Raw genomic sequence first — 24251 nt, forward strand, 5'->3', positions numbered from 1 at the left:
CGCACCGGACCGAGGCCCTCCGGGCGGCGCGAACTCGTCCTTGCGCACCGCCGGTTCGAGGACGAGCCTCCCCCCATGACCCCGCTGGCGGAAACGCTGCCCGAGTCGACCGTGCACGATCTGATCAATCTGCTGGTCAGGCTGGTCGAGACCGCGGGCGCGCTGATCATCTTCATCGGCGCCGTCTGGGCCTTCGCACGGTTCGTCCGGGCGGGTGTGCGCAGACACCGCGAGGTGGCGGAGTTCGGCCGGATCAGGCTCGGCATGGGGCGGTTCCTCGTCCTGGGCCTGGAGTTCCAGCTCGCCGGTGACGTGCTGCGCACGGCGGTCGCCCCGAGCTTCACCGAGATCGGCCAGCTGGCGGCCATCGCGGCCATCAGGACCGCGCTGAACTTCGTCCTCGTGCGCGAGATCCGCCAGGAGCGGGCCGAGATCGAACACGGCGGCACGGCACCTGAGCGCGGATCCGAGGGACTGCCGACGTGAGCGAGTGGACGCAGCGGGCGGCCGTGCTGGTCTCCGTGCTCGGCCTCGCCGCCGCTGTGGCGGCCTGGCGCCTGACGCGCACCGTGCGGCGGGCGCTGGCCGTGCTGCTCGACTTCCTGACCGCCGCAGGGCTGCTCCGGCTCGCCGACCGTCCGGCGTGGGACACCGTCACCGTGGTGGCGGTGGCGGTGGTGCTGCGTACGGTCGTCTGACCCCTGGCCGGGCGGCGGAGCCGGTCCCTCAGCCCGCGTACGTCTCCCGCAGCTCCCGCTTGAGGACCTTCATGCTCGGGCCGAGCGGCAGCTGGTCGGTGAACTCGACGCGGCGCGGGTACTTGTGCTTGCCGAGGTTCTCCTTGGACCACGCGGTGAGTTCGGCGGCGTCCAGCGAGGCGTCGTGCTTGGGGACGACGACCGCGCAGACCTCCTCGCCGTGCACGTCGTCGGGCAGGCCGATGACGGCGACGTGGTCGATGCCGGGGTGGCGCATCAGCACCTCCTCGACCTCGCGCGGGTAGACGTTGAAGCCGCCGCGGATGATGACGTCCTTCTTGCGGTCGACGATGCGCAGGTAGCCCTCCTCGTCCTTGGTGCCGAGGTCGCCGGTGCGGAACCAGCCGTCGACGAGGGCCTGCGCGGTCTGCTCGGGCCGGCCGAGGTAGCCGGAGAAGACGCAGTGGCCGCGCACGACGATCTCGCCGAGCTCACCGGTGGGCAGGAGCTCGATGCGGTCGTCGAGTTCGGGGCGGGCGACCTCGACGTCGACGCCCCAGATGGAGTGGCCGATGGTGCCGGGCCTGGCCCCGTACCAGGGCTGGTTGACGGCGGCGACGGGCGAGGTCTCGCTCAGTCCGTAGCCCTCGTGGACGGGGGCGCCGAAGAGTTCCTGGAAGCGTTCGAGGACCGCGACGGGCAGCGAGGCGCCGCCGGAGACGGCGACGCGCAGGCGCGGCAGTTCGGCGCCCTGCTCCAGGGCCTGCGCGGCCGCCGTGAGCAGGTGGACGTACATGGTGGGCACGCCTTGGAAGACGGTGACGTGCTCGCGGACCATCAGCTCGACGGCCTTGGCGGCGTCGAAGCGCGGCATGAGGACGAGCGTCTTGCCGGCCCGCCACACGGCGTTCATGGAGGCGGTCTGGCCGAAGGCGTGGAAGAGCGGCAGGGCGCCCAGGACGATGTCGCCGGGGCTGTACTCGTTGCAGTCGAAGGCGTCGACGGTCGCGTTCATGACGAGGTTGAGGTGGCTGAGCACGGCACCCTTGGGGACGCCGGTGGTGCCGCTCGTGTAGAAGACGACGGCCGCGTCGTCGGCGTCGCGGGTGGCGTACGTGGTGACGGGGTCTGCTGCGTTGGTGAGCTTCTCCAGCTCGCCGTCGGCGCCGAGGGCGACGGTGCGGATGCCGACGGCGTCCGCGGCGGCCTCGCCGGTCCGGGCCTGCGCCGGGTGGCACAGCAGGAGGCTGGCGCCGCTGTCCTTGAGGACGTGCTCGACCTCGGGCGCCGACAGGAGCAGGTGGACGGGGACGACGGCGGCGCCCGCGGCGACGGCCGCGTAGTAGGCGCGGGGGAACTCGGCGGTGTTGGGCGCCATGAGGGCGATCTTGTCGCCGGGGCGGACGCCGAGGTCGGTGAGGGCGGCGGCCTGCTTGCGGACCTGGAGCCACAACTCGGCGAAGGTGCTGCGCACGTCGCCCGCGACGAGGGCCGTCTTGTCGGGGTGCCGGCGGGCGTTGTCGGCGAGGATCGCGGCGAGCGAGAGGGTGGCCATCGGGTAGCGCTCCGTTCCGTGCTGACGTCTGGTTCGGCGTTGGACCAGGTCGGGAGGGCCCGGCGGCCATAAATTAGCGCCGCTAGTTTTGTCCTCCTGGTGGGACTCTACGCCCGCACCGCCCCGCAGTACATGTGCCCCGGGTCACTTCCGGATCTCAGGGCTCACCCTGATGTCCCGCGAGGTCGACCCGCCTACTGTGGAGGTCCGGCACCGCTCCGCGGACGACGTACGGGGGAGCACGGGGGCAACGGGGGACGCGCGTCGTCCGCCGGAGCGGGTAGCCGGAATCTCTTGACCCGCGCGTGGGGGCGCGCGGGTCCGGGGCGGATCTCAGCCGCGCAGGAAGCGCAGCACCGCCATGACCCTGCGGTGCTCGCCCGGGTCCGACTCCAGGCTCAGCTTGGCGAAGATGTTGCGGACGTGCGTCTCGACCGTCTTGCCGCCGATGACCAGCTTCCGCGCGATGGCCTCGTTGGAGCGCCCCTCGGCCATCAGCGCCAGCACGTCGCGCTCGCGTCCGGTGAGGTCGTCGAGCGGGCCCGGCGGGCGCGCGGCGTCCATGAGGCGGGCCACGACCAGTGGGTCGACCACGGTCTCCCCCGCGGCCACGCGCTTGAGCGCTCCGCTCAGCTCCTCGGCGTCGGCGACGCGCTCCTTGAGGAGGTAGCCGAAGCCCTCGGGCCGCTGGGCCAGCGCCCGTACGCTCTCGGTCGTCTCCACGTATTGGGACAGCAGCAGCACGCCGGTGCCGGGGTGCGCCGCGCGCACGGCCGCCGCCGCGACCACGCCCTCGTCGGTGTACGTGGGCGGCATCCGTATGTCGAGCAGCACGGCGTCCGGCTCGTGCTCGGCGACCAGGGCGAGCAGCGGCGCGGTGTCCGCGCACTCGGCCGCCACCTCGATGCCCTCGTCGGTGAGCAGCCGCACGATGCCCAGCCGAAGGAGTGCCGAGTCCTCGGCGACAATCACCCGCACGGCAGCTCCGCCCTGATTCTCGTTCCGCCCCCCGCGGGGCTGTGGATGTGCAGTACGCCGTCGACGGCGGCGAGCCGGTCGGCGAGGCCGCGCAGGCCGGTGCCGCGCGCCAGGTCGACGCCGCCGACGCCGTCGTCGACGGTCTCCACCACGAGCCGCCCCTCGTGGTGCCTGGCCGAGACGCTGATCGCCCGGGCCTCCGCGTGCTTGGCCGCGTTGCTGAGGGCCTCGCAGACGGTGAAGTACGCGGTGGACTCGACGAGCGGGTCGTAGCGGCGGGGCTCGGCGGCGACGACGACCGGGATGGCGGCCTCCTCGGCCAGCGCGCTCAACGCGGCGGCGAGGCCCTCGCGGGTGAGGACGGCGGGGTGGATGCCGTGGGCGATGCCGCGCAGTTCGTCGATGGCCAGGCGCAGGCTCGACTCGGCCTCGTCGGCGGCCTCGCGCAGCGTCGGGTCCGGGTGGTCGGCGAGGCCGCGCTGCACGCGGCGCACCGACATGAGGGCGAAGACGAGGCGGGTCTGCGCGCCGTCGTGCAGATCGCGCTCCAGGCGGCCGCGCTCGGCGTCGGCGGCCTGCACGATGCGGGTGGCGACGTCCTTCGCGCGCGTGCGCAGCCAGACGTTCTCCAGGGCCAGGCGCAGCGCGGCCGCCACGGAGGCGAGGAGTTCGGGGTCCTCGGAGAGAGCCGGGTCGTGGTGGAGCAGGGCGAGCGGGCGGCCGTCGGCGGCGGCGACCGGGGTGCGCCCGGCGCCCTCCGCGCCGACCTCGCCGCCGGAGCCGTCGACGTAGCGCCCGCGCGCCTCGTCCCACAGGCCGAGCCGCAGCGTCGGGTCGCCGAGGACACGCACCAGCGCCTCGCGCAGCCGCGTCGGGTCGGAGTCGGTGCCGATGTCGATCACGAGCCCGCTGACCTCGGCGCGCTGCAGGCGCATCCGCAGCAGTCCGGCGAGGAAGGCGAAGGGGACGGCGACCTGGGCGAGATCGGACATCAGGTAGACGGCCTGCTCGGCGAGCGAGCCGACGCCGCCGAACCACGGCACCACGTAGAACAGCATGTCCCACATGAGGAACACCGTGGCGATGCCGATGCCGATCCAGGCGGGCAGCAGGGCGCGCCTGCGGGCGGCCGACGCGTGCCGCCAGCGCTGCACGATCGCGACGGCGGCGACGATCGAGATCAACCAGCCCGCCGCGTGGTAGGCGGCGTCGAACGGGCCGAAGAGGCCGTCCCAGGCGGACACATGCAGCAGGTTGGGCCCGCATGCGCGGCAGTCCAGGTACGTCGCCCCGGTCTCGGTCGCCGGGTCGAACAGGAGCGTGCGCACGAACCCGCCGACGGCGACGAGCCCATAGGTGAGCTGGACGAGGCGGCGGGTGAGGACCGTGGTGAGGCGGCCTTCGGGGAACGACAGGATGAGGTGCAGGAGGACCGCCATGTTCAGCGCCTCCCACCAGGCGCCGAACGCGAACAGGGCGGGCACCGCGGTGCCCTGGAGGTTGCCGAGGAACCAGGTGATGCCCTCGAGCACCATGAGGCGGCCGGTGTTGTTGGCGGGCCTGCGCCGCCAGGCGAGGAGGCCGGCGACCGCGTACGCCCAGCCCACCGCGAGGTCCCGTACGAGGTCCCCCGCGGACGCGCCGCTGCGCGCGTACGCCCATGCTCCGACGCCGCCCGATACTGCGGCGAGGGCCGCGGCCCCGGTCAGGCGCAGCCGAACGGCCCGCTCATCCTGACTGTCCACGGCCACACGTTAAGGCATCCGGGGGCCGGCCGGGAAAATCTTCCGGGGCGTGCGGAGCCTCTCGGGGCCACCGGGGGCTCTTGGGGCTTCCGGGGCCGTCGACCACCACGTCCAGCGGCCCACCCGGACAGCTGAGTCGGCATGATGCGCAGCCACTTTTCGCGCACGTCCGGCGGGCGTGACGGGTTGCGTGAGGACCGGAGCGGGGCGACACCCCGTGTTGCGATGATGACTGATGAGACAGTCAGAGGCTCAACGGCAATGAATTCCAGGATATCGAGGGGAGTGGTGTTGAGTTCTTCTCAACACATGGTTAGGGTCTTGCCCCGTGGAATCCAGCAACGAGGCAACCCCAGCCGACACCGCCGCCCGCGTCCGTGAGGTCATCACGGCGGCCGGTGTCAGCCAGCGCGAGTTCGCGCGCCGCATCGTCATGGACCCGTCGAAGCTCTCCCGCTCCCTGAGCGGCACCCGCCGGTTCACGGTGGCCGAGCTGGCGCGGATCGCCGACGAGGGGCACGTCGACGCGGGCTGGCTGCTCGGCGCGCGGCCCCCCGCCGCCGAGGTCGAGACCGTGGCGCCCGCGCCCGTCGAGGGCGGGCGGCCGCTGCAGATCGTCCAGGAGACGGTCCGGCTGGTCGCCGAGCACGGGTTCCACGCGGTACGCGTCTCCGACATCGCCCGCGCCTGCACCACCAGCACGGCCGCGATCCACTACCACTTCCCTGGTCGCGCGGACCTCCTGGAGGCCTCGGTGCGCTGGTGCATGGACGAGGACACCGCGCGCCGCGCCGCCCACCTCGCGGAGGCGGACGACGCGGAGGCGGAGCTGCGCCAGCTCATCGAGCTGCAGACGCCGCGCACCGCACAGCAGCGGCGCCAGTGGAAGGTGTGGCTCGACCTGTGGGCCGAGGCGGCGCGCTCCACGACGGTGGGGCGCCTGTACACCGAGTACTACCGGCAGTGGCGGGAGACCGTCGCCGACGTGGTGCGTCGCGGGGTCGACCAGGGCGTGTTCCGGTCGTCCGTCGACCCGGGGGCCGCGGCGTTCGCGCTGACCGCGCTCATCGACGGGCTCGCCACACAGGTGCTTTCCGTCGGGCCGGAGTCGGTCGACTCGGCTGCCGATGCGATGCACTCCGCGCTGCTTTCCTACGTGGACACCGCCATTACGGCCCATTAGCCGCACCGTGGTTGACGCCGCGGGGCGCTGCCCCGGGCCCCGCTGCTCAAGCGCCGCAGGGGCTTGATCGGCGCACCCGCCCGATGGCCCATCCGCCTGTTCTGCCCACCCGTTTCAGATATTGGGAGGTCCCCCATGCCCAACGACAACGTGATCATCACTGCCGCTCTCACCGGTGCCGGCGACACCGTGCGCAAGAGCCCGCACGTGCCCGTCACCCCGGAGCAGATCGCCAAGAACGCCGTGGAGGCGGCCGACGCGGGTGCCGCCGTCGTGCACATCCACGTACGGGACCCCGAGACCGGTGCCCCCTCGCGCGACACGAAGCTGTACCGCGAGGTCGTCGAGCGGATCAAGGAGACCGGCGTCGACGTCGTCATCAACCTGACCGCCGGCATGGGCGGCGACCTGGTCATCGACCCGGACGACCCGACGACGCACCTGCCCGGCACCGACCTCGTCAGCGGCCTGGACCGCCTCCCGCACGTCGAGGACCTGCTGCCCGACATCTGCACGCTCGACTGCGGTTCGCTGAACTTCGGCGACGGCTCGAACCTGTACGTGTCGACGCCCGACATGCTGCGCCAGGGCGCCAAGCGGATCCAGGAGCTGGGCGTGCGGCCCGAGCTCGAGATCTTCGACACCGGCCAGCTGTGGTTCGCCAAGCAGCTCCTCGCCGAGGGCCTGCTCGACGACCCGACCGTGTTCCAGCTGTGCATGGGCATCCCGTGGGGCGCCCCGGCCGACCCGGGCGTGCTGCAGTCGATGGTCAACATGCTGCCGGAGGGCGCCCAGTTCGCCAGCTTCGCGCTCGGCCGCATGCAGATGCCGTGGGTCGCCCAGTCGATCCTGCTCGGCGGCCACGCCCGCGTCGGCCTGGAGGACAACCTCTACCTCGGCAAGGGCAACAAGGCGACCAACGCCCAGCTCGTCGAGCGCGCCGTGACCATCACCGAGTCCATCGGCTCGCGCGTCGCGACCCCGGACGAGGCCCGCGCCATGCTCGGCCTCAAGCCGCGCGGCTGAACCCCCACACACACGCAACCACCCCGCACCCGCATCACCGGAAGGCAACACCACCCTCATGACCTCCCCCCTCACCGCTCCCGAGGACGTCCGCCGGGTCGCCTGCGTCGGAGCCGGCGTCATCGGCGGCGGCTGGGTCGCCCACTTCCTGGCCCGCGGCTACGACGTGACGGCCTGGGACCCGGCCCCCGACGCCGAGCAGAAGCTGCGCCGCCTGGTCGACGCCGCCTGGCCCGCGCTCACCGAGATGGGCCTCGCCGACGGCGCCTCGCGCGACCGGCTCACCGTCGCCCCGACCCTCGAAGAGGCCGTCGCCGAAGCCGAGTTCGTGCAGGAGAGCGCCCCCGAGGACCTCGACCTCAAGCGCGACCTGCTGTCCCGCCTGGACGCGGCGGCCCCGGCCGGCGTCGTCATCGCCTCGTCCACGTCCGGCTACCCCATGACGGACATGCAGACCACCGCCGCCACCCCGGCGCGCCTGGTCGTCGGCCACCCGTTCAACCCGCCGTACCTGATCCCGCTCGTCGAGGTCGTCGGCGGTGAGAAGACCGACGCGGACGCCACCGACTGGGCCTCCCGCTTCTACAAGGTCGCCGGCAAGTCCGTCATCACCATGGACCGCGAGGTGCCCGGCTTCATCGCCAACCGTCTCCAGGAGGCCCTGTGGCGCGAGGCGCTGCACATGGTCGCCAACGGCGAGGCCACGGTGAAGGAGATCGACGACTCGATCACCGAGGGCCCCGGCCTGCGCTGGGCGTTCATGGGCCCGATGCTGACCTTCGCGCTCGCGGGCGGCGAGGGCGGCATGGCGCACATGCTCGACCACTTCGGCCCCTCCCTGAAGTCGCCGTGGACCCGCCTCGAAGCCCCGGAGCTGGACAAGCAGCTGTACGACTCCGTGGTCGCGGGCTGCGACGTCGCCGCGGACGGCCGTTCCATCGCCGACCTCGTCGCCGAGCGCGACCAGGGCGTCATCGATGTGCTGCGCGCCACAGGCAGGTTGAACAAGAACGGCAGCGGGAAGGCGGACCCGCGATGAGTACCGCAACCACCGCACTGCCCCTGCTGCACCGCACGGTGCGCCCCGAGTGGATCGACTACAACGGCCACATGAGCGAGGCGTTCTACGTCCTCGCCTTCGGTCACGCCACCGACGCCATGATGATCGAGACGGGCCTGGACTCGACGTATCGGGAGACCAGCCACTGCTCGCTCTACACGGTCGAGTCGCACATCCGCTACCTGCGTGACGTCCCCGACGGCGCCCACCTCGCCATCCGTACGCGGATATTGGGTGCGGCCTCCAAGAAGGCGCGCTTCACGCACGAGATGTACGTGGTCGACGACGAGGCGGGTGAGCCCGAACCGGACGCGGCGCCCGTGGCGACCACCGAACTGCTCGCGATCCACGTTGATCAAGAGGCGGGGAAGGCGGCCGAGTTCCCGGCCGCGGTCCGCGACCGCTTCACCGAACTGACGGAGCCCGCGCCCGAGTGGGCGGGCCGGTCGATCGCCGTCGTCTGACGGCCGGCCGCTTCCCGTGCAGGGGCCCCGGACCACACGTCCGGGGCCCCTGCACGTACGTCACTTGTAACGCGGCACCCACCGGACGGTTCGGCACATACACTCCGGCTTGTGGCGAGCACCGGCATACGCGATGCCCAGTTGAACCGGCTGTGGGGAGCCGTTTGCGCCTTCGTCGCGCTCTTCCTCCTCCTGTGGGCACTGTCCTGGCTCAATGCGAGCGTGCTCCATGAGGACCTGCAGAATCACTGCGCAGACCTGAGCACGGCCCGCTTCCCCTTCGAGAAGTCGTGCACACACGAGGACGGGACCGTCGAGGGAGCGAACAGCGTGCTCTTCGAAGGGCTCTTCTTCGGCACGACGGCTGGCGGAGCAGCGTCCCTGGGGGCTGCGTTGGTGATCGAAGCCGCGCGCAGGAAGGGCTCGTAACCCGCACTTCCCCGGACGGCTCTAGCGGTTGCCGCGTGCAGAACCCGCGGCGGTGCGACGCCTGTTGCCCTCTCTGCGGTCCTGCAGGCCCACGGCAACGGTGAGCGCCGCCCCGCCCACGATCGGCGCCAGCAGCCCGACGAAGAACCACCACGGAACCTCGGACGTGGTGCTCGTGCGCCACTGCACGAGGTTGCCGACGACGAAGGACAGGCCGATCCCGATGTTGGTCACGAGCAGCGCCACGGCCATCCGGCGGGCTCCGGTGCGGGTCGCGGGGCGCTGGCTTCCGGTGATCGCGAAACGGGGTTCGCCGTCGGGCAGTTCAGTGGTCGGCGTGGCGCGCAGCAGCAGCGCGGCGGTGACGGACAACAGCACGGTCGCACCCGCGTAGACGAACACAAGCACGAACGCGGCCCCTACGGACTTGTCCGTCCAGGCGTCCACACCACTGCCGCCGATGTGCTGCGGAATACGGTCGGGCAGGCGCGGATACGCGGCGACGCCCCAGGCCACCATCCCGGCCAGCAGCAGCACGCTGGGCGCGAGCCAGGCCCAGGGGAAGCGTGGCGGGGTGTACGAGGCTTCCGGCATGCGGCCATTGTGGCGGACCACGGACCGCATGATCCTTCCCGTCCCCGGCAACGATTTACGGCCGCCGACTGCCGGGAGCAGACCTGCGCCTACAGGTGTCCCGGCTCCCCGTCGACGATGAAGCGCGCCAGGGAACGGCGAGAAGGATTTCGGGCCGCCCGCACCGTTTTCCTAGAAGGGGCGGTCCCCCGCGATGGCGACGCGCTCGGCGACGCGGCGGGCGTCGCCGTAGTCGGCCACCGCGTAGTGCTGGGTGGCACGGTTGTCCCAGAACGCGATGTCGCCCGGCTGCCAGCGGAAGCGCACCTGGAACTCCGGCACGTGCGCCTGCTGGTACAGCAGGCGCAGCAGCCGGTCGCTCTCGGCCTGCTCCATGCCGAGGATCCGGGTGGTGAAGGAGGTGTTCACAAAGAGCATGCGGCGCCCGGTCTCGGGGTGGCGGCGCACGACCGGGTGGGTGACCGGCGGGAACAACTCCTGCCACTGGGCGAGCCGTTCGGGACCGTAGAAGCGGCGGAAGCCGGGCAGGAAGTCGTGCTCGGCCTCGGCGCCCTCGATGCGCGCCTTCACCTCGTCGGAGAGGTTGTCGTACGCGGCCGCCATGTCGGCCCACATGGTGTCGCCGCCGAACGGCGGGACCTCGCGCAGCTGCAGTACGGCGCCGAGGGCGGGGCGTTCGCGGAAGGTGACGTCGGTGTGCCAGACGTTCTCGTAGCTGGGGACGCCGCCCGCGCCCTTGTCGAAGCGGACGACGTCCTCGCTGTCGCCGCGCTCCAGCAGCGGGTTGGTCTCCAACTCGCCCCAGTTGCGGGCGAATTCGCGCTGCCGCTCGCTGCTGAGATTCTGGCCGCGGAAGAAGAGGACCTTCCATTCGAGCAGCGCCCGGTTCAGCTCCTCGCGCAGCTCCGGGGAGAGCGGCCTGCTCAGGTCGATGCCGCCGATCTCGGCGCCGATGGTGGCGCCCTGCGGGGTGAGGTCGAACAGCTCGTAGGGGCGGTCCTGCCAGCCTTCGGGGGTGCGGCGCAGGACGCGGCGCCCCTCGTAGAGGCCGTCGGCGGGGATGTGGGCGGGGCGCAGGGGCTGGGCAGGCGGGAATTCGGTCACAGTCATGAGGGCTCTCCACAGGCACACGGTGACAAGGGAACGCGAGGAATGCGCGGGTGATCCGTACGTGCGAAGCCGACGGCCCAAGCGTGTGAGGCGGGGCCTCTGCGGGGCTTCGGGACGAAAGGACTTACTGGACGTACGGGGAAAGGCGACGAGGGACTTCGAAAGGTCCGCTACAAGCCGCTGCGCGCGCATCCACATCGGTCCGGCGCGGCGGCCGATCCGAATGCGTGGGCGCGATAGGTGAACATGCCCCTCATCCTGGGCCCTGACGTATAGCCAGGTCAAGCCCGGTGCGCCGCCCTTTCCGTGACGGGAGGGCGGCGCATCGTGGGTGAGCGTGCGACGTCAGGCGGTGGGCGCCGGGAACGTCGGGTACTCGACGCCGGAGACGTGCTGGACGACACGGATCACCTGGCACGAGTAGCCGAACTCGTTGTCGTACCAGAGGTAGAGGATCGCGTTGTCGCCGTCGACCTTGGTCGCGCCCGCGTCGACGATCGAGGCGTGCCGGGAGCCGAGGAAGTCGCTGGAGACCGCGTCGGGCGAGTCCGTGAAGTCGATCTGGCGGCGCAGCGGCGAGTTCAGCGAGACGTCGCGCAGGTGGTCGAGGACCTCGTCGCGGTCGGTCTCGCGGCCGAGCCGCAGGCTCAGGATCGCGATCGAGACGTCCGGGACGGGGACGCGGATCGAGGAGCCGGTGATGGGCGCCTTGAGGTCCGGGAGGGCCTTCGCGACGGCGGAGGCGGCGCCGGTCTCGGTGATGACCATGTTGAGCGGCGCGGAGCGGCCTCGGCGGTCGGCCTTGTGGTAGTTGTCCAGCAGGTTCTGGTCGTTCGTGAACGAGTGGACGGTCTCCACGTGACCGCGCACCACGCCGTACTCGTCGGCCATCGCCTTGAGCGGCGGCACGATCGCGTTCGTGGTGCAGGAGGCGCAGGACAGGATCTGCTCGTCCGGCTTGATCGTGTCGTGGTTGACGCCGTGCACGATGTTCGGGACGTCGCCCTTGCCGGGCGCGGTGAGGACGACCTTGTCGATACCGGGACGCAGGTGCTCGGAGAGGCCCGCGCGGTCGCGCCACTTGCCGGTGTTGTCGATCAGGATGGCGTCCTTGATGCCGTACGCCGTGTAGTCGATCTCGGACGGGTCGTTGGCGTAGATCACCTTGATCGCGTTGCCGTTGGCGTTGATCGTGCTGTTCGCCTCGTCAACGGTGATCGTGCCCTGGAACTGGCCGTGGATCGAGTCGCGGCGCAGCAGCGAGGCGCGCTTGACGATGTCTTCGGCGGCCCGCTCACCGCCGCCGCGGACGACGATGGCGCGCAGCCGCAGCCCGTTGCCGGAGCCGGCCTTCTCGATGAGCAGGCGGGCGACGAGACGGCCGATGCGGCCGAAGCCGTACAGGACGACGTCCCGGCCCTCGCCGCGCTCCAGCTTCAGCGCGCCGGTGGCACCGGCGACGGCCTCGGCGGTGAACTCCTCGACGCTCAGACCCCGGTCGTCGGTCTTGTACGTCATGGCGAGGATGCCGAGGTCGATCTGGGAGGGCCCGAGGTCGAGTCCGGCGAGGGCCTTCAGGAAGGGCATCGTCTCGGTGACCGAGAGCTCCTCGCCGGCGATCTGGCGGGCGAATCGGTGGGCCTTGAGCAGGCTGACCACCGACTTGTTCACCAAGGAGCGGCTGTGCAGCAGGACGTTCACGTCCCGCTCGCGGTGCAGCTTCCCGATGATCGGGATCATTGCCTCCGCGGTTTCCTCGCGGTGCTTCCAGTTGGTGAACGAGTCGTCGTTGACAGTCACGTGCGTCTCTTTCGAGCTAGGCGGCGCTCATATGCTAACCCGCCCGTTCGGCTGATCGATCAGGGGGCCGATCCCGAGGTCCGCGAAGCGCTCGCCGATGCGGCGGTGGGCGGTGGCGTCGGGGTGCAGCGAGTCCGGCAGCGGGAGCTCCTCGTGGTCCGCCTCGCCGTACAGTTCGCGGCCGTCGAGGTAGTGCAGGTGCGGGTCGTCGGCCGCGCGCTCGGCGACGATGCGGGCCAGCTCGGCGCGGATGGATTCGAGGGTGAGCTTGCCCTGCGCCGCCTCCGCCGGGTCGCCCATGGCCACGAAGCGCAGCTGCCCGCTCGCGAGCGTGCTGAAGTCGGGGGCGCCGGGCCCCGGCGTCTTCTCGTGGATCGGGCACAGGATCGGCGAGACGACGAGGAGCGGGGTGGTCGGGTGGCCCTCGCGGATGGTGTCGAGGAAGCCGTGCACGGCGGGGGTGAAGGCCCGCATGCGCATCAGGTCGGCATTGACGAGGTTGATCCCCATCTTGACGCTGATCATGTCGGCCGGGGTGTCGCGCAGGGTGCGCGCGGTGAACGGGTCGAGCAGGGCGCCGCCGCCGAACCCCAGGTTGATCAGGTCGACGCCGGCGCGGGACGCGGCGAGCGCGGGCCAGGTCGTCGTGGGGCTCGCGGCGTCGGAGCCGTGACTGATGGAGCTGCCGTGGTGCAGCCACACCTTGCGGCCGGAGGCACCGAGGGGCGGCGCGGGCTCCACGGGGGCGTCGGCACGCAGGGCGACGAGCTCGGTGGTCTCGGTGTGCGGCAGCCAGATCTCGACGGTCTTGAGGCCCTCCGGGAGGCCGTCGAACCGGACCGTGCCGGGCTGCCCGGTCGCGTACTCGAAGGTGCCCTTGGTCATGTCGATGGTCAGGGTGTCGCCACCCGTCACGCTCCCCTGCGCGGTGAGCGCGCCGTCCACGAGCAGGTCGTAGAGGCCGTCGGGGCGCGCCGGCACGCCCACGTAGTCGCGCTTGGTCGGCACCGTGTCGAGTTCGACGACGGTGGCGGCGGTGCGGAAGGCGAGGCGGACGCCGGAGGGCTGCGACTCGGCCATGGACAGCTGGCCGTCCGTGTTCTGGGCGCGGGCCCGGGCCGGGAGGCGGTGCGGGAGGAGGCCGCGTTCGGTGCGCTCAATGTCGATCGCGCCGTGGACGAGCTCGTCCGTTATCGGTGTGGCGGTCAACTCTTGACCGGAGTCCGGGACATTCGGGGTGTTCGAGGTGTCGTTCGTGCTGTTCACTGTGGCGTCAATCTGTTGATTGGGGGGGGATGGACCACGGACGACCCGGCGGCTCACGCCTGCGCGGGCCAGTTCCGCAGCAGCGCGTCGAGCGCGTCCAGGCTCCGCGCCCAGCTCACGTCCGAGGCGGGGGCGCTGTGACTGAATCCGCCGGCCAGTTCGAGGCTGACGTAGCCGTGGAAGACGCTGCCCAGGAGCCGGACGGCGTGGGTCTGGTCGGGTTCGGTGAGGTCGTAGCCGCGCAGCACGGCCCGCGTCATCTGCGCGTGCCGCACGCCCGCGCTGGCCGCTGCCGCCTCGGGGTCGAGCCGGTACTGGCCGGCGGCGTAGCGGCCGGGATGCTCGCGGGCGTAGTCGCGGTAGACGTTGGCGAGGGCCGTGAGCGCGTCCTTGCCGGACCGCCCCGCGAGGGCGTCGGCGGCCCGGTCGGCCATCTCCTGGAGGGCGATCAGCGCGATCCGCGTCTTCAGGTCGTGCGAGTTCTTGACGTGCGAGTACAGGCTCGCGACCTTGACGTCGAACCGGCGGGCGAGGGCGGAGACGGTCACCTGCTCGAATCCGACCTCGTCCGCGAGCTCGGCTCCTGCCCTGGCCAGCCGCTCCGTGGTCAGTCCGGCACGCGCCACGACCTCACGCCCTCTCTCGACCCCCGCCGCCGTCATCGTTACCGAAAACCATTCTGCATCTGCCTAATAACTTTAGGCAAATACACGTCGGCCTTCGGTGACGCGTGTCATCCGCCGACGAGCGCCCGCAGCGTCACGTAGAACAGCGACGGGCCGAGGAGGCAGCCGACGCCCGTGTAGAAGGTCGCGGTCATCGCCCCGTACGGGACGAGCCGCTTGTCGGTGGCGGCCAGGCCTCCGGCCACACCGGACGTGGTGCCGAGCAGACCACCGAAGGCCATCGCCGACTTGGCGTTGTTCAGGCCGATCAGGCGGGCGGCCAGCGGCGTCCCCACCATCACCACCACGGACTTGACCAGGCCCGCGGCGACCGACAGCGCGATCACGTCCGAGCTCGCGCCCACCGCGGTGCCCGTGACGGGGCCCACGATGTACGTGGCCGCTCCCGCGCCGATGGTCGCGAGGGAGGCCGCGTCCGTGTAGCCGAACGCCGCGGCGACGAGTGCCCCCGCGACGAAGGAGACGACGACGCCCAGCAGGATCGACAGGGCGCCGGCGGGGCCAGCCCGCTTGATCTCCTTCAGGTCGACGCCGTACGCGGTCGCGACGATCGCGAGGTCGCGGAGCATGGCCCCGCCCATCAGGCTCATTCCGGACAGCGCGGTGATGTCGGCGAGCCCGGCCTCTCCCCCGGTCGCCGAGCCGCCCCAGTAGGCGAGCGCGAGGCCGAGCACGATGGCGATGGCGGAGCCCTGGAGGCGCCCGCGCGTGAGCTTCTTGGACAGCCACGCCGAGACCAGCATCAGGGTGCCGACGAGGGTGAAGGCGACTATGAGCCCGTTGTCCTTGCAGACGGAGACGAACGTATCCACGTCAGGCCCCCTGCTTCTCGGTGGCGGTCTCCGCCGCGGCGGGAGCGTCGTCCGGCTCGGGGAGCGGCTCCCCCGGCCCGCCGATCCGCGCGACCGCGGGCACCAGGGCGAAGCCCGCGAGCAGTGCGAGCAGTCCGGCCAGCAGGGCCATCGGGCCGCCGGTGACGGCCTTGTACACGTTCTGCGTCGACGCCATCGCGATGACGATCGGGATGTACATCGCGCTCCAGAAGAGCACGCCCTGTTCGCTCGCCTCGGGGAACTTCCCCTTCTGGCGCAGCCAGTGGGTCGCGAACACAAGCATGATCATGGCGAAGCCGACGCCGCCGACATTGGCGTCGACGCCGAGCGCCTCGCCCAGGTATTCACCGACGAGCGTGCCCGTGAGCATGCACACCGCCAGCGCTGCCACTCCATAAAGAACCATCGTCTACTCCACATTGAGAGACCGGGAATCAAGCAAGCAAGAACGTGCGGGGGGTGGTGGGAAAAACGGAGAGCGCCGAGAGGGGAGGTCGGGTCAGGCGGAGGCGAACAGGTCCACGTACGTCTTGCGGAGTTCGGCCTTCTGGACCTTGCCCATGACGTTGCGGGGCAGCGCCTCCACGACGCGTACGGCGCGCGGGTGCTTGAAGCGGGCCAGGTCGCCCGCGATGGAGTCGATGAGCTCCCGCTCCTGCGGCCGCTCGCCCGGCGCGGGGACGACGACGGCGACGACCGTCTCGCCGAAGTCCGGGTGCGGGACGCCGATCACGGCGGACTCCAGGACCGTGGGGTGGGCGTCGAGGAGCGTCTCGATCTCCTTGGGGTAGACGTTGTAGCCGCCGGAGATGATCAGATCCTTGCCGCGGCCGGAGATGCAGAGGTAGCCGTCCGTGTCGATGAGGCCGAGGTCGCCGGTGATGAAGAAGCCGTCCTCGCGGAACTCGGCGGCGGTCTTCTCGGGCATCTGCCAGTAGCCGGCGAAGACGTTCGGGCCGCGGACCTCGACGCTGCCGACCTCGCCGTCGGGCAGCGGCTTGCCGGTCTCGGCGTCCACCACGCGGATCTCGGTGCCGGGCAGCGCCTTGCCGACGGTGCCGGGCTTGCGGGGCCCGCCCTCGTACGGGTTGGTGGTGTTCATGCCGGTCTCGGTCATGCCGTAGCGCTCCAGGATGGCGTGGCCCGTGCGGGCCTCGAACGCCTCGTGGTCGCTGGCGAGCAGCGGCGCGGAGCCGGAGACGAACAGGCGCATGGCGGCGCAGCTCTCCGGGGTGACCTTCTCGTGCTTGAGCAGGCGCGTGTAGAAGGTGGGCACGCCCATGAGCACGGTGGCGCGCGGCAGCAGCTCCGCGATCGCGTCGGCGTCGAACTTCGGCAGGTAGAACATGGAGGCGCCCGAGACGAGCACCATGTTGGCGGCGACGAACAGGCCGTGGACGTGGAAGATCGGCAGGGCGTGGATCAGCCGGTCCTCGGACGTGAACTGCCAACTGTCCAGGAGAGCTTCACAGTTGGACGCGAGGTTCTCGTGCGTGAGGATCGCGCCCTTGGAGCGGCCGGTGGTGCCGGAGGTGTAGAGGATGGCCGCCGGGTCGCCCGCCGCGGCCTCGTGGACGTCGTCGTGGTGGGCGTCGCCCTCCAGGAGGCTGCCGTCGCCCGCGGTGCCGAGGGTCTCGACGACGAGGTCCGCGCCCTCGCGGTGGGCGTGGTCGGCGTGGCGCTGCGGCGGGCAGACCAGGACGCGCGGCTCGGCGTCGCCGATGAAGTAGTCGATCTCGGCGCCGGTGTACGCGGTGTTGAGTGGCAGGAACACGCCGCCAATCTGCAGCGTGGCCAGGTAGAGGGCGATGGCCTCGACCGACTTGTCGACCTGCATGGCGACGCGGTCGCCGGGCTTCACGCCGTCGGCGACGAGGCGTGCGGCGATGCGCCGCACGAGGTCTCCGGTCTCGCGGTAGGTCACGGACCGCCCGTCGGGCAGCTCGAAGAGCGCCTTGTCCGGCCGGAGTTCCGTCTGCTCGACGAAGGATCGGTGGATGGTGCGGAAGGGCGCCGCCGGGGTGCTCTCGCGCGCGCTCGTCGGGGTGGTCATCGGGATGCTTCCTTTCTTGGGGGTGGTGCCGCCCGCGAGCGGGCCGCCGACCGCGAGGGGTCCGCCGACCGCGACGGAGCCGCGGCGCACGAAGTCCTCGTGGCGGCGCTCCAGTTCGTCCGGTTCGTAGGCGTAGTTGATCATCGCGCCGTAGGACTGGCGCCAGGCCTCGGCCGAGCCGTTGGCGGGCCAGTCGAGCTGCCAGGCGGCGGCCCCGTTGCCGAGGTGGAAACGGGCGACGGGGTCGAGGGGGCGACCGTCGGGGCGTCGTTCGACGGTGATGTAGCGGGCGAGGGCGGGGAGCAGCCGGGGGCGGATCCGCTCGACGTCTGCGGCGGTGGGGAGCTCGGCCAGGCCGTTCAACTCCTCTGCCAGTGCGTGCAATTCGGGTTCCTCGCCGCTGGCCGCCCGCTTCTCCAGCCAGGCACGGAAGCCGGGGATGGGCGAGAGCGTCGCGAACCGGGTCAGGTGCGGGAGCTGTTCACCGACCTGCTCGATGACCTGCTTGATGAGGAAGCTGCCGAAGGAGACTCCGGCGAGGCCGTCGAGCGCGTTGTTGATGGAGTAGAGCGCCGCCGTGTCCGCGCGCGCGGGGCTGAGCGCGGGGCCGGGGTCGAGCAGCGGGGCGATGCTGTCGGGAAGGCCTTGAACGAGGGCGACCTCTACGAAGATCAGGGGTACGTCGCCGGTGGCGGGGTGGAAGAAGGCGTAGACGCGGCGGTCCTCGGGCTCGATGCGGCGGCGCAGTTCGGCCGCGGAGGCCATCGGGTGCACCCGTTCGCCGCGCAGCAGGTGGCGGTGCAGCTCGGGCGGCGAGTCCGCGGTGACCTCCTGCATGCGCAGGAAGCCGCGGTTGAACCAGGACGTCAGCAGGTGGTGGAAGTCGTGGTCGAGCGGCCGCAGTTCGGGGTGGGCGGGCAGCAGGCGGCGCAGGTCGGCGCGCATGTGGACGAGGGCGAGGGTGGCGTCGGGCGCGTGGTTCATGCGACGCAGGAGCTGCTGGCGGGCCGGTTCGACGACGTCGAAGAGGCCGACGAGCTCCGCCTCGCCCTGGGAGCCGGCGGCGCGGGCCTCCTCCCAGCGGCGGTACGCGGCGCGGACCTGCTCGGCGTCGGCGTCGTACGTCTTGGTGATGTGGGCGAAGAAGGCGAGCCTGCCGGCGTCGTCGAGGGCGTCGTAGGCGGCGAGGGCGCGGGCCGCGACGGCCCGCATGGAAGCCTCTCCGACGTCGCTCATCAGGACTTCGCAGGCGACGAGCAGCTGGTCGAGCGGGGTGTCGGCGGCGGGGCGGTCGGCGTCGCCCCCGGCGCGCTCGGCGAGCTTTCCGAGGGCCCGGTACAGGTCGGTCAGCAGCCAGCCGTCGTGGTGGTCGTGCGGTTCGGCACGGTCGTCGCGCGGTTCCATCTGCGCCCCTCCCACGTCCGGCCCCGACGCTGAATATGCATCGTGAGCCATGATGTATATAACAGTGGCACCGTAGATCAGGGAATCGACCGGCGCCACCCCCTGGAGGGGGCGGATAATCTGAGCTTTCGGAGGTGGAGATGGCCCGGATCCCGGAGGCCAGGCGCGTGCGTGACGCCCTGGAGAACGCGGTGGTGGACGGCCGGTACCGGCCGGGCGAGCGGCTCGACCCGGCGGAGCTGGAGCGCGAGTTCGGCTGCTCGCGCACGCCGGTGCGGGAGGCGCTTCAGGCGCTGGAGCGCTCGGGGCTCGTCCAGATCCGCCCCAAGCAGGGCACGTACGTGACCGAGCTGAGCGTGTCCGAGCTGGCCGAGCGGTTCGAGGTGATGGCGGAGCTGGAGGGGATGGCGGCGCGGCTCTCGGCGCGCCGCATCGAGCGGGAGGCGCTCGCGGAGCTGGAGGACGCGCTGCGCGAGTGCGAGCAGCATGCGCGCGCGGGCGACGCCGACCCCTACTACTACGCCAACGCCCGCTTCCACTCGATCGTCTACGACTCGTGCGGCAACGAGTACCTGCGCCAGCAGGCGCACGCCCTGAAGCGGGCCCTCCAACCGTACCGGCGGCTGCAATTGCGGGTGCCGGACCGGATGCGCCGCTCCCTCGCCGAGCACCGCGCGATCGCCGACGCCATCGCCGCGGGCGCGGCCGACACGGCGGAGGACGCGGCGCGCGAGCACGTCCTGGTACAGGTCAAGGAGTTCAGCCAGTTGGTGCGGACGTGGCGCCACCTGACGGAGCCGGCGGGGCAGGGCACGGGCTGAGCCGTCAGCGGTCGCGCTCCTCATGACGCCACAGGACATCGGCGACGCGGATCAGCCCGACTGCTCCGGCGATGACGCCCGCGACGGGGACAGGCAGCGCGGACAGAAGGACCGCGAACACGACGGCACCGAGAATGCCCGCGGTGAACAGGGCGTAGCCGGTCTCGACCGTGGTCTCGTCCCGCTCGGCCTGGCTCCGGCGTCTCGTTGTCATGTCCGGATATTGGCAGTCGGGGCGGCCCGGACGGGCGGCTTCCGTCGAGGCGGACCTCGGGGTGGGCCTCAGGGTGGGCCTCGGGGTGGGCAATCCCCAGCTCACAGCAGCGCGCGGGCCCGCTCCGCCAGGCCGTCCGCGCCGCAGGTTTCCGCCAGGGTGAGGGCGCGGCGGGCCTGGCCGGGGTCGGCTGTTGTTTCGGCCAGGTCGAGTCGGGCGGCCGCTTCCTCGTACGCCGCCGGGGAGCCGGCGAGTTCCCGTACCGCCTCCCGGAGCAGGGCGCCCGCCCGCTCCGGCGGGGCCGACGCCGCGGCGCGGCGCAGGGACTCCCCCACGGCGCTGCGGGTGCCGAGGACGGCGGCCCGGTGGCGCGCGTCGGCGATCAGGACGGCGGCGCGGGCCGGGTCCTCGTCGGCGATCAGGTCCGCGAGGTCGTACGGCCAGGGCGCCCACTGCACGTTGTGGCGCCCGCGCCGGGTCATCGACGCCGCCGTGCCCTCCAGCTCGGCCCTGGCCTCCTTGGTACGGCCGAGCGCGCGCAGCAGGCGGCCGCGCACCGAGCGGGCGTCGGGGAGGATCAGCGCGTCCGGGTAGGGGGCGCAGAAGCCGTGGTCCTCGGCGAGCTGGTGGGCACGGTCGACGTGGCCGCGGGCGAGCAGCGTGTCGATCAGCAGGCAGAGCGCGTCCCACCGGACGGTGGCCCGTTCGCCGACGCGTTCGGCCAGCCGCAGCCCTTCGCGCAGATACGCCTCGGCCTCCACCAGACTGCCGCGCCTGCGCTCGACCGCTCCGCACAGGATGTGTGCGAACGCCAGGTGGGCGCCGCTCCAGCCGCCGAGTTCGAAGGTGCGCAGCGCGTCGGTGAAGAGGACTTCCGCGTCGTGCAGCCGGTCGACGTAGGCGAGGCTGATGCCGAGCAGGGCGGGTATCTCGAAGCCCCACTCGGTGTCGGTCCAGCCGAGGCCCGGCGCGAGGCGGCCGTCCACGAGGGCGCGGTCGCACAGGTCGGCGATGCGCTCGGCGCTCTCGCCGCGCAGCATCGCGTCGAAGGCACGCAGGGTCAGCAGGGAGCGTTCGGCGTTGTCGGCGCCGGGCAACGCGTCGGCGAGCGACGCGAGTTGTTCGGAGCGCGCGGGCCCGCCGTCCTCCTCGGCGAGGAAGGACTCGTACATGAACCGGGCCGCGAGCAGCCGTACTTGCTGGGTGCCGGGCGGGGTGCGGGCGGCGCTGTCGGCGACGCAGCGCGCGGCGTCCCGCATCCGGTTGCCGTGGGCGAGCGCCTGGGCCAGGCGCAGGGTGGCGTCGATGCGCAACTGCTCGGTGAGACCGGGCAGTCGGAGCGCGGCGCGCAGGTGCTGGACGGTGGTGGCGGGCGAGGAGAGCAGGCAGGCGCAGCCGAGTTCGTACAGCACCTTGGCGCGGTCGACGGCGGACGGGGGTTCGCGCAGGGCCCGCTCCAGGCAGCGGCGGGCGGCCTGCGGGGCGCCGACGGCGAGGTGTTCGGCGGCGGCCGCGCGCAGCAGCCGGACCGTCTCGATGTCGTTGTCGGGGTGGGTCTCCAGGAGGTGCCGGGAGATCGCGGCGGGGCCGTGGCCGCGCCGGGTGAGCGTCCAGGCGGCCTGGCCGTGCAGGGCGGTACGGGTGGCGGGCGGGATGCTGCGGTGGACGGCGGTGGCGACGAGGGGGTGCTGGAAGTCGAGGGGTGCGGAGGGGTCGAGGACGCCACCACCCGAGGCACGCCCGCGCCGATCGTGCCGGTTCCCGGCCGGTGCCAGGATGCGGGCCTCGCGCAGCTTCTGCACGCACCTGGCGGCCCGCTCCGGCGGCAGGCCCGCGAGGCCGACCGCCGCGGCGAACGTGATGTCGGTGCCGAGGACGGCGGCGGCCCACGCCAACCGGTGGCAGTCCGGGTCGAGTTCGTGGAGCCGGGCCACGATGCCGCCGCCGCGCGCCGTGGTGCCGAGCGCGCGCAGCAGCGGGGCGGAGTCCCGCGTCGGGGCGACGCCGCGGGCGCTGCACTTGGCGAGCAGCTCCACGGCCTCGTACGGGTTGCCGGTGGTGACCGCCCACACCTCGCGGCAGAACACGTCGTCGGCGAGGTCGCCGAGCACGCACCGCACCAGGTCGCCGGTGGCCTCCGGGGTGAGGGACTGGAGGGTGACGTGCAGCCGGGCGGCGCGGGCGAGCGCGGCGAGGTCGTCGGCGGCCTCGCGCGAGGTGTCGGCGAGCTCCTCGGGGCGGTGCGCGACGACGAGCAGGACCGACAGGTCGGCGAGGCGGGGCGCGAGGGAGGCGAGCCAGGTGAGGCTCTCGCCGTCGGCCCAGTGGGCGTCGTCGGCGAGCAGGACGAGGGGCTTCGGGCCGCCCCGCGCGGCGAGCCGTTCGCGGGCCAGTTCGGCGAGAAGGGCGTCGAGTGCGTCGCGGACGCCCTGCGGGTCGGTGGGGCGGGCGCCGGGCGGGGTCAGCCCGAGGGCGGGGCCCGCGACGTCGAGGGCCGGGCCGAGTGCGGCCCGCGACGTGGCCGGGCCGAGTGCGGCGAGCTCGGGGCCGAGCAGGTGCCGCACCAGGTGGAACGGTTGATGGGTGGTGGCCTCGCCGGACCGCGCGGCGTGCACGGTGCAGCGGCTGCGGGCGGCGTCCGCGATGCGGGCGAGCAGCACGGTCTTGCCGACGCCCGCCTCGCCGCGGTAGACGACGACACCTCCGGTGCGGCGCGTCCCGCACAGCGCGTCCAACGCCCGTAAGGCCGCGGCGATTTCGAGGTCGCGCTCAAGGAGGCGGGGTCCTGACGATGTGGCGTCCATGCCGGTCCCTGGGGTGCGTCGCCGGACGGGGAGGCCGCGGTACGTGCCCGGAGAAACGACCCGCGGAATGTGCCCACGGCACGCATGGGCGTTTTGCGAAGGGTTAGAGGCTAGTACCGCAGCCGTGCGGCGCGGGAGGCGTTCGGCGGAGTTTCCCCTGGCTCCGTTACTCGGTTGGGCTCCGGACCCGTTCCGTCGCAGGATGGGGCGCGTGACGGAGACGACGGACACGGCGGGCATGAAGGCGTTCCACGACGCGGTCACCGAGTGGGCCGCCGGTGGTTCCGGCGAGCCGGCGCGGGAGTTGGCCGGGCGGCTGCGGGTGCGCGGCGCGGTGCTGCTCGAAGGGCTCAGCGACGTCGCAGCCGTCGAGGCGCTCGCGGAGCGGCGCGGTACGGACTTCGCGCGCCGGGGCGTGAGCGTCGTGTGCATGGGCGGAGCCATGAACGTGGGGCGCTATGCCCGGCTGCTCGGGGCGCCGGGGCTCGGTCTGCGGCTGACCGGGCTGTGCGACGAGCGCGAGCGGCGGTTCTACGACCGCGCGCTCGCAGGGGTCGGCGAGGAGCCCGAGGGCGTCTTCGTGTGTGTCGCGGACCTGGAGGACGAGTTCATTCGCGCGCTCGGTGTGGACCGCGTCGAGCAGCTCGTCCGGGACGCGGGCGAGTGGCACGCCTGGCAGACCTTCGCCCGCCAGCCCGTCCAGCGGGACTGGACCCAGCACCGCCGTCTGCGCCGCTTCATGGGCACCAAGGCGGGCCGCAAGATCCGCTACGGCCGGCTCCTGACGGAGGCGGCCTGCGACGCGGGGACCGTGCCCGCGCCGCTCGACGGACTCTTCGCCCACCTGTAGCCGGAGCGCGCCACCGCCGTACGGCGGCGCATGCTGACGGCCCGTGTCGTGCCGCCGCCCGGGCGGCTGCGCCGAGCGATCACCGGGTGGTGTGCGGACGTTATCTTGACCGCATGCAGTCCTACACAATCGGCCAGGCCGCACGGCTGCTCGGCGTCAGCCCCGACACCGCGCGGCGGTGGGCGGACGCCGGGCGGATCGTCACGCACCGCGACGCGAGTGGGCACCGGGTGGTCCAGGGCACGGATCTCGCCGCGTTCTCCGTGGAGTTGGCCGCGGGCGACGACGCCGACGACCACCCCTCGTACACCTCGGTCCGCAACGCCTTTCCCGGCATCGTCACGGCGGTGAAGCTCGGTGACGTCGCCGCCCAGGTGGAGATCCAGGCCGGTCCGCACCGGCTGGTGTCGCTGCTGACGCGGGAGGCGGTGGAGGAGCTGGGGCTCGAGGTCGGCATGGAGGCCACCGCACGCGTGAAGTCGACGAATGTGCACATCGACCGGGCGTGAGCGACTCCCCGCGCACACGTAGGAACGCACATGCGCACCCGCACTGTCCATCCATCGGGATCATGCGAACCCACAGGGGACTTAGCCCTGGCAGATGCGGCAGTATGGTCGCCGTAAGCGTTCCAGGACACGTAGGGGAGCTGAACCGTGACAACCCGTTCCGCGCGCA

The 24251-nt window shown here is 72.1% G+C and carries 23 protein-coding genes; 10 read left to right on the plus strand and 13 right to left on the minus strand.

Annotation, left to right across the window (positions count from 1 at the left end):
- Positions 1-75: 75 nt before the first annotated feature.
- Both ACY34M_RS25295 and ACY34M_RS25300 read left to right on the plus strand, forming a co-directional pair.
- A complete protein-coding gene (locus tag ACY34M_RS25295; protein WP_462720587.1) occupies positions 76-486 on the plus strand; it encodes a DUF1622 domain-containing protein in 411 nt (136 codons plus the stop codon).
- Positions 483-698, plus strand: coding sequence for a hypothetical protein (locus ACY34M_RS25300; RefSeq protein WP_462720588.1), 216 nt, complete (start codon positions 483-485; stop codon positions 696-698). Before ACY34M_RS25295 ends, ACY34M_RS25300 begins: the two co-directional genes overlap by 4 nt.
- A gap of 28 nt (positions 699-726) precedes the next feature.
- On the opposite strand, the gene ACY34M_RS25305 is transcribed toward ACY34M_RS25300, so the two are convergent.
- The 3 genes from ACY34M_RS25305 to ACY34M_RS25315 all read right to left on the minus strand — a co-directional run bounded on the left by ACY34M_RS25305 (position 727) and on the right by ACY34M_RS25315 (position 4976).
- Positions 727-2253 (minus strand): long-chain-fatty-acid--CoA ligase, encoded by a 1527-nt coding sequence (locus ACY34M_RS25305; protein WP_462720589.1) that lies wholly within the window; start codon positions 2251-2253, stop codon positions 727-729.
- A gap of 333 nt (positions 2254-2586) precedes the next feature.
- Complete coding sequence (locus ACY34M_RS25310; protein WP_462720667.1) at positions 2587-3225, minus strand: LuxR C-terminal-related transcriptional regulator; 639 nt, start codon at positions 3223-3225, stop codon at positions 2587-2589.
- Positions 3222-4976: a sensor histidine kinase gene (locus ACY34M_RS25315; RefSeq protein WP_462720590.1), complete on the minus strand. Its 1755-nt coding sequence runs from the start codon at positions 4974-4976 to the stop codon at positions 3222-3224. The genes ACY34M_RS25310 and ACY34M_RS25315 overlap by 4 nt, the downstream gene beginning before the upstream one ends.
- 328 nt (positions 4977-5304) lie before the next feature.
- Between ACY34M_RS25315 and ACY34M_RS25320 the strand changes: the two genes are divergently transcribed.
- From ACY34M_RS25320 to ACY34M_RS25340, 5 genes are all read left to right on the plus strand, one after another.
- Entirely contained in the window at positions 5305-6159 is an 855-nt protein-coding gene (locus ACY34M_RS25320) for a TetR family transcriptional regulator C-terminal domain-containing protein (RefSeq protein ID WP_462720591.1), read from the plus strand.
- A gap of 135 nt (positions 6160-6294) precedes the next feature.
- Positions 6295-7185 carry a beta-keto acid cleavage family enzyme gene (locus tag ACY34M_RS25325; protein WP_462720592.1) on the plus strand — a complete coding sequence of 297 codons (891 nt, stop codon included), beginning with the start codon at positions 6295-6297 and terminating at the stop codon, positions 7183-7185.
- A 58-nt stretch (positions 7186-7243) separates the two neighbouring features.
- A complete protein-coding gene (locus ACY34M_RS25330; protein ID WP_462720593.1) occupies positions 7244-8224 on the plus strand; it encodes a 3-hydroxyacyl-CoA dehydrogenase NAD-binding domain-containing protein in 981 nt (326 codons plus the stop codon).
- Complete coding sequence (locus tag ACY34M_RS25335; protein ID WP_462720594.1) at positions 8221-8709, plus strand: thioesterase family protein; 489 nt, start codon at positions 8221-8223, stop codon at positions 8707-8709. The genes ACY34M_RS25330 and ACY34M_RS25335 overlap by 4 nt, the downstream gene beginning before the upstream one ends.
- A gap of 111 nt (positions 8710-8820) precedes the next feature.
- A complete protein-coding gene (locus ACY34M_RS25340; protein ID WP_462720595.1) occupies positions 8821-9138 on the plus strand; it encodes a hypothetical protein in 318 nt (105 codons plus the stop codon).
- Between the two features lie 21 nt (positions 9139-9159).
- Here the strand turns inward: ACY34M_RS25340 and ACY34M_RS25345 are convergent, their stop codons facing one another.
- The 8 genes from ACY34M_RS25345 to ACY34M_RS25380 form a co-directional block, all read right to left on the minus strand.
- Positions 9160-9732 (minus strand): DUF1648 domain-containing protein, encoded by a 573-nt coding sequence (locus tag ACY34M_RS25345; protein ID WP_462720596.1) that lies wholly within the window; start codon positions 9730-9732, stop codon positions 9160-9162.
- A gap of 171 nt (positions 9733-9903) precedes the next feature.
- Entirely contained in the window at positions 9904-10842 is a 939-nt protein-coding gene (locus ACY34M_RS25350) for a TauD/TfdA dioxygenase family protein (protein ID WP_462720597.1), read from the minus strand.
- Positions 10843-11187: 345 nt separating this feature from the next.
- Positions 11188-12642, minus strand: coding sequence for a glyceraldehyde-3-phosphate dehydrogenase (locus tag ACY34M_RS25355; RefSeq protein WP_462720598.1), 1455 nt, complete (start codon positions 12640-12642; stop codon positions 11188-11190).
- 27 nt (positions 12643-12669) lie between these two features.
- Positions 12670-13851, minus strand: coding sequence for a GDSL-type esterase/lipase family protein (locus tag ACY34M_RS25360; protein WP_462720599.1), 1182 nt, complete (start codon positions 13849-13851; stop codon positions 12670-12672).
- Between the two features lie 110 nt (positions 13852-13961).
- Positions 13962-14534, minus strand: coding sequence for a TetR/AcrR family transcriptional regulator (locus tag ACY34M_RS25365; protein ID WP_462720600.1), 573 nt, complete (start codon positions 14532-14534; stop codon positions 13962-13964).
- A gap of 107 nt (positions 14535-14641) precedes the next feature.
- A complete protein-coding gene (gene madM / locus ACY34M_RS25370) occupies positions 14642-15406 on the minus strand; it encodes a malonate transporter subunit MadM (protein WP_462720601.1) in 765 nt (254 codons plus the stop codon).
- A 1-nt stretch (position 15407) separates the two neighbouring features.
- Positions 15408-15833 carry a malonate transporter subunit MadL gene (madL, locus tag ACY34M_RS25375; RefSeq protein WP_462720602.1) on the minus strand — a complete coding sequence of 142 codons (426 nt, stop codon included), beginning with the start codon at positions 15831-15833 and terminating at the stop codon, positions 15408-15410.
- A 93-nt stretch (positions 15834-15926) separates the two neighbouring features.
- On the minus strand, positions 15927-18884 hold the full coding sequence (locus ACY34M_RS25380; protein WP_462720603.1) for an AMP-binding protein: 2958 nt from the start codon (positions 18882-18884) through the stop codon (positions 15927-15929).
- A gap of 140 nt (positions 18885-19024) precedes the next feature.
- On the opposite strand from ACY34M_RS25380, the gene ACY34M_RS25385 reads away from it, so the two are divergent.
- Positions 19025-19705, plus strand: coding sequence for a GntR family transcriptional regulator (locus ACY34M_RS25385; protein WP_462720604.1), 681 nt, complete (start codon positions 19025-19027; stop codon positions 19703-19705).
- A gap of 4 nt (positions 19706-19709) precedes the next feature.
- Here the strand turns inward: ACY34M_RS25385 and ACY34M_RS25390 are convergent, their stop codons facing one another.
- Together ACY34M_RS25390 and ACY34M_RS25395 are read right to left on the minus strand one after the other, a co-directional pair.
- Complete coding sequence (locus tag ACY34M_RS25390) at positions 19710-19919, minus strand: DUF6332 family protein (protein WP_462720605.1); 210 nt, start codon at positions 19917-19919, stop codon at positions 19710-19712.
- A 101-nt stretch (positions 19920-20020) separates the two neighbouring features.
- On the minus strand, positions 20021-22723 hold the full coding sequence (locus ACY34M_RS25395) for an ATP-binding protein (protein WP_462720606.1): 2703 nt from the start codon (positions 22721-22723) through the stop codon (positions 20021-20023).
- 238 nt (positions 22724-22961) lie between these two features.
- On the opposite strand from ACY34M_RS25395, the gene ACY34M_RS25400 reads away from it, so the two are divergent.
- On the plus strand, positions 22962-23573 hold the full coding sequence (locus tag ACY34M_RS25400) for a TOPRIM nucleotidyl transferase/hydrolase domain-containing protein (RefSeq protein WP_462720668.1): 612 nt from the start codon (positions 22962-22964) through the stop codon (positions 23571-23573).
- 113 nt (positions 23574-23686) lie between these two features.
- A complete protein-coding gene (locus tag ACY34M_RS25405; RefSeq protein ID WP_462720607.1) occupies positions 23687-24082 on the plus strand; it encodes a TOBE domain-containing protein in 396 nt (131 codons plus the stop codon).
- The last annotated feature ends 169 nt before the right edge of the window (positions 24083-24251 follow it).

Source organism: Streptomyces sp. EDA2-14 (genome assembly GCF_054963755.1).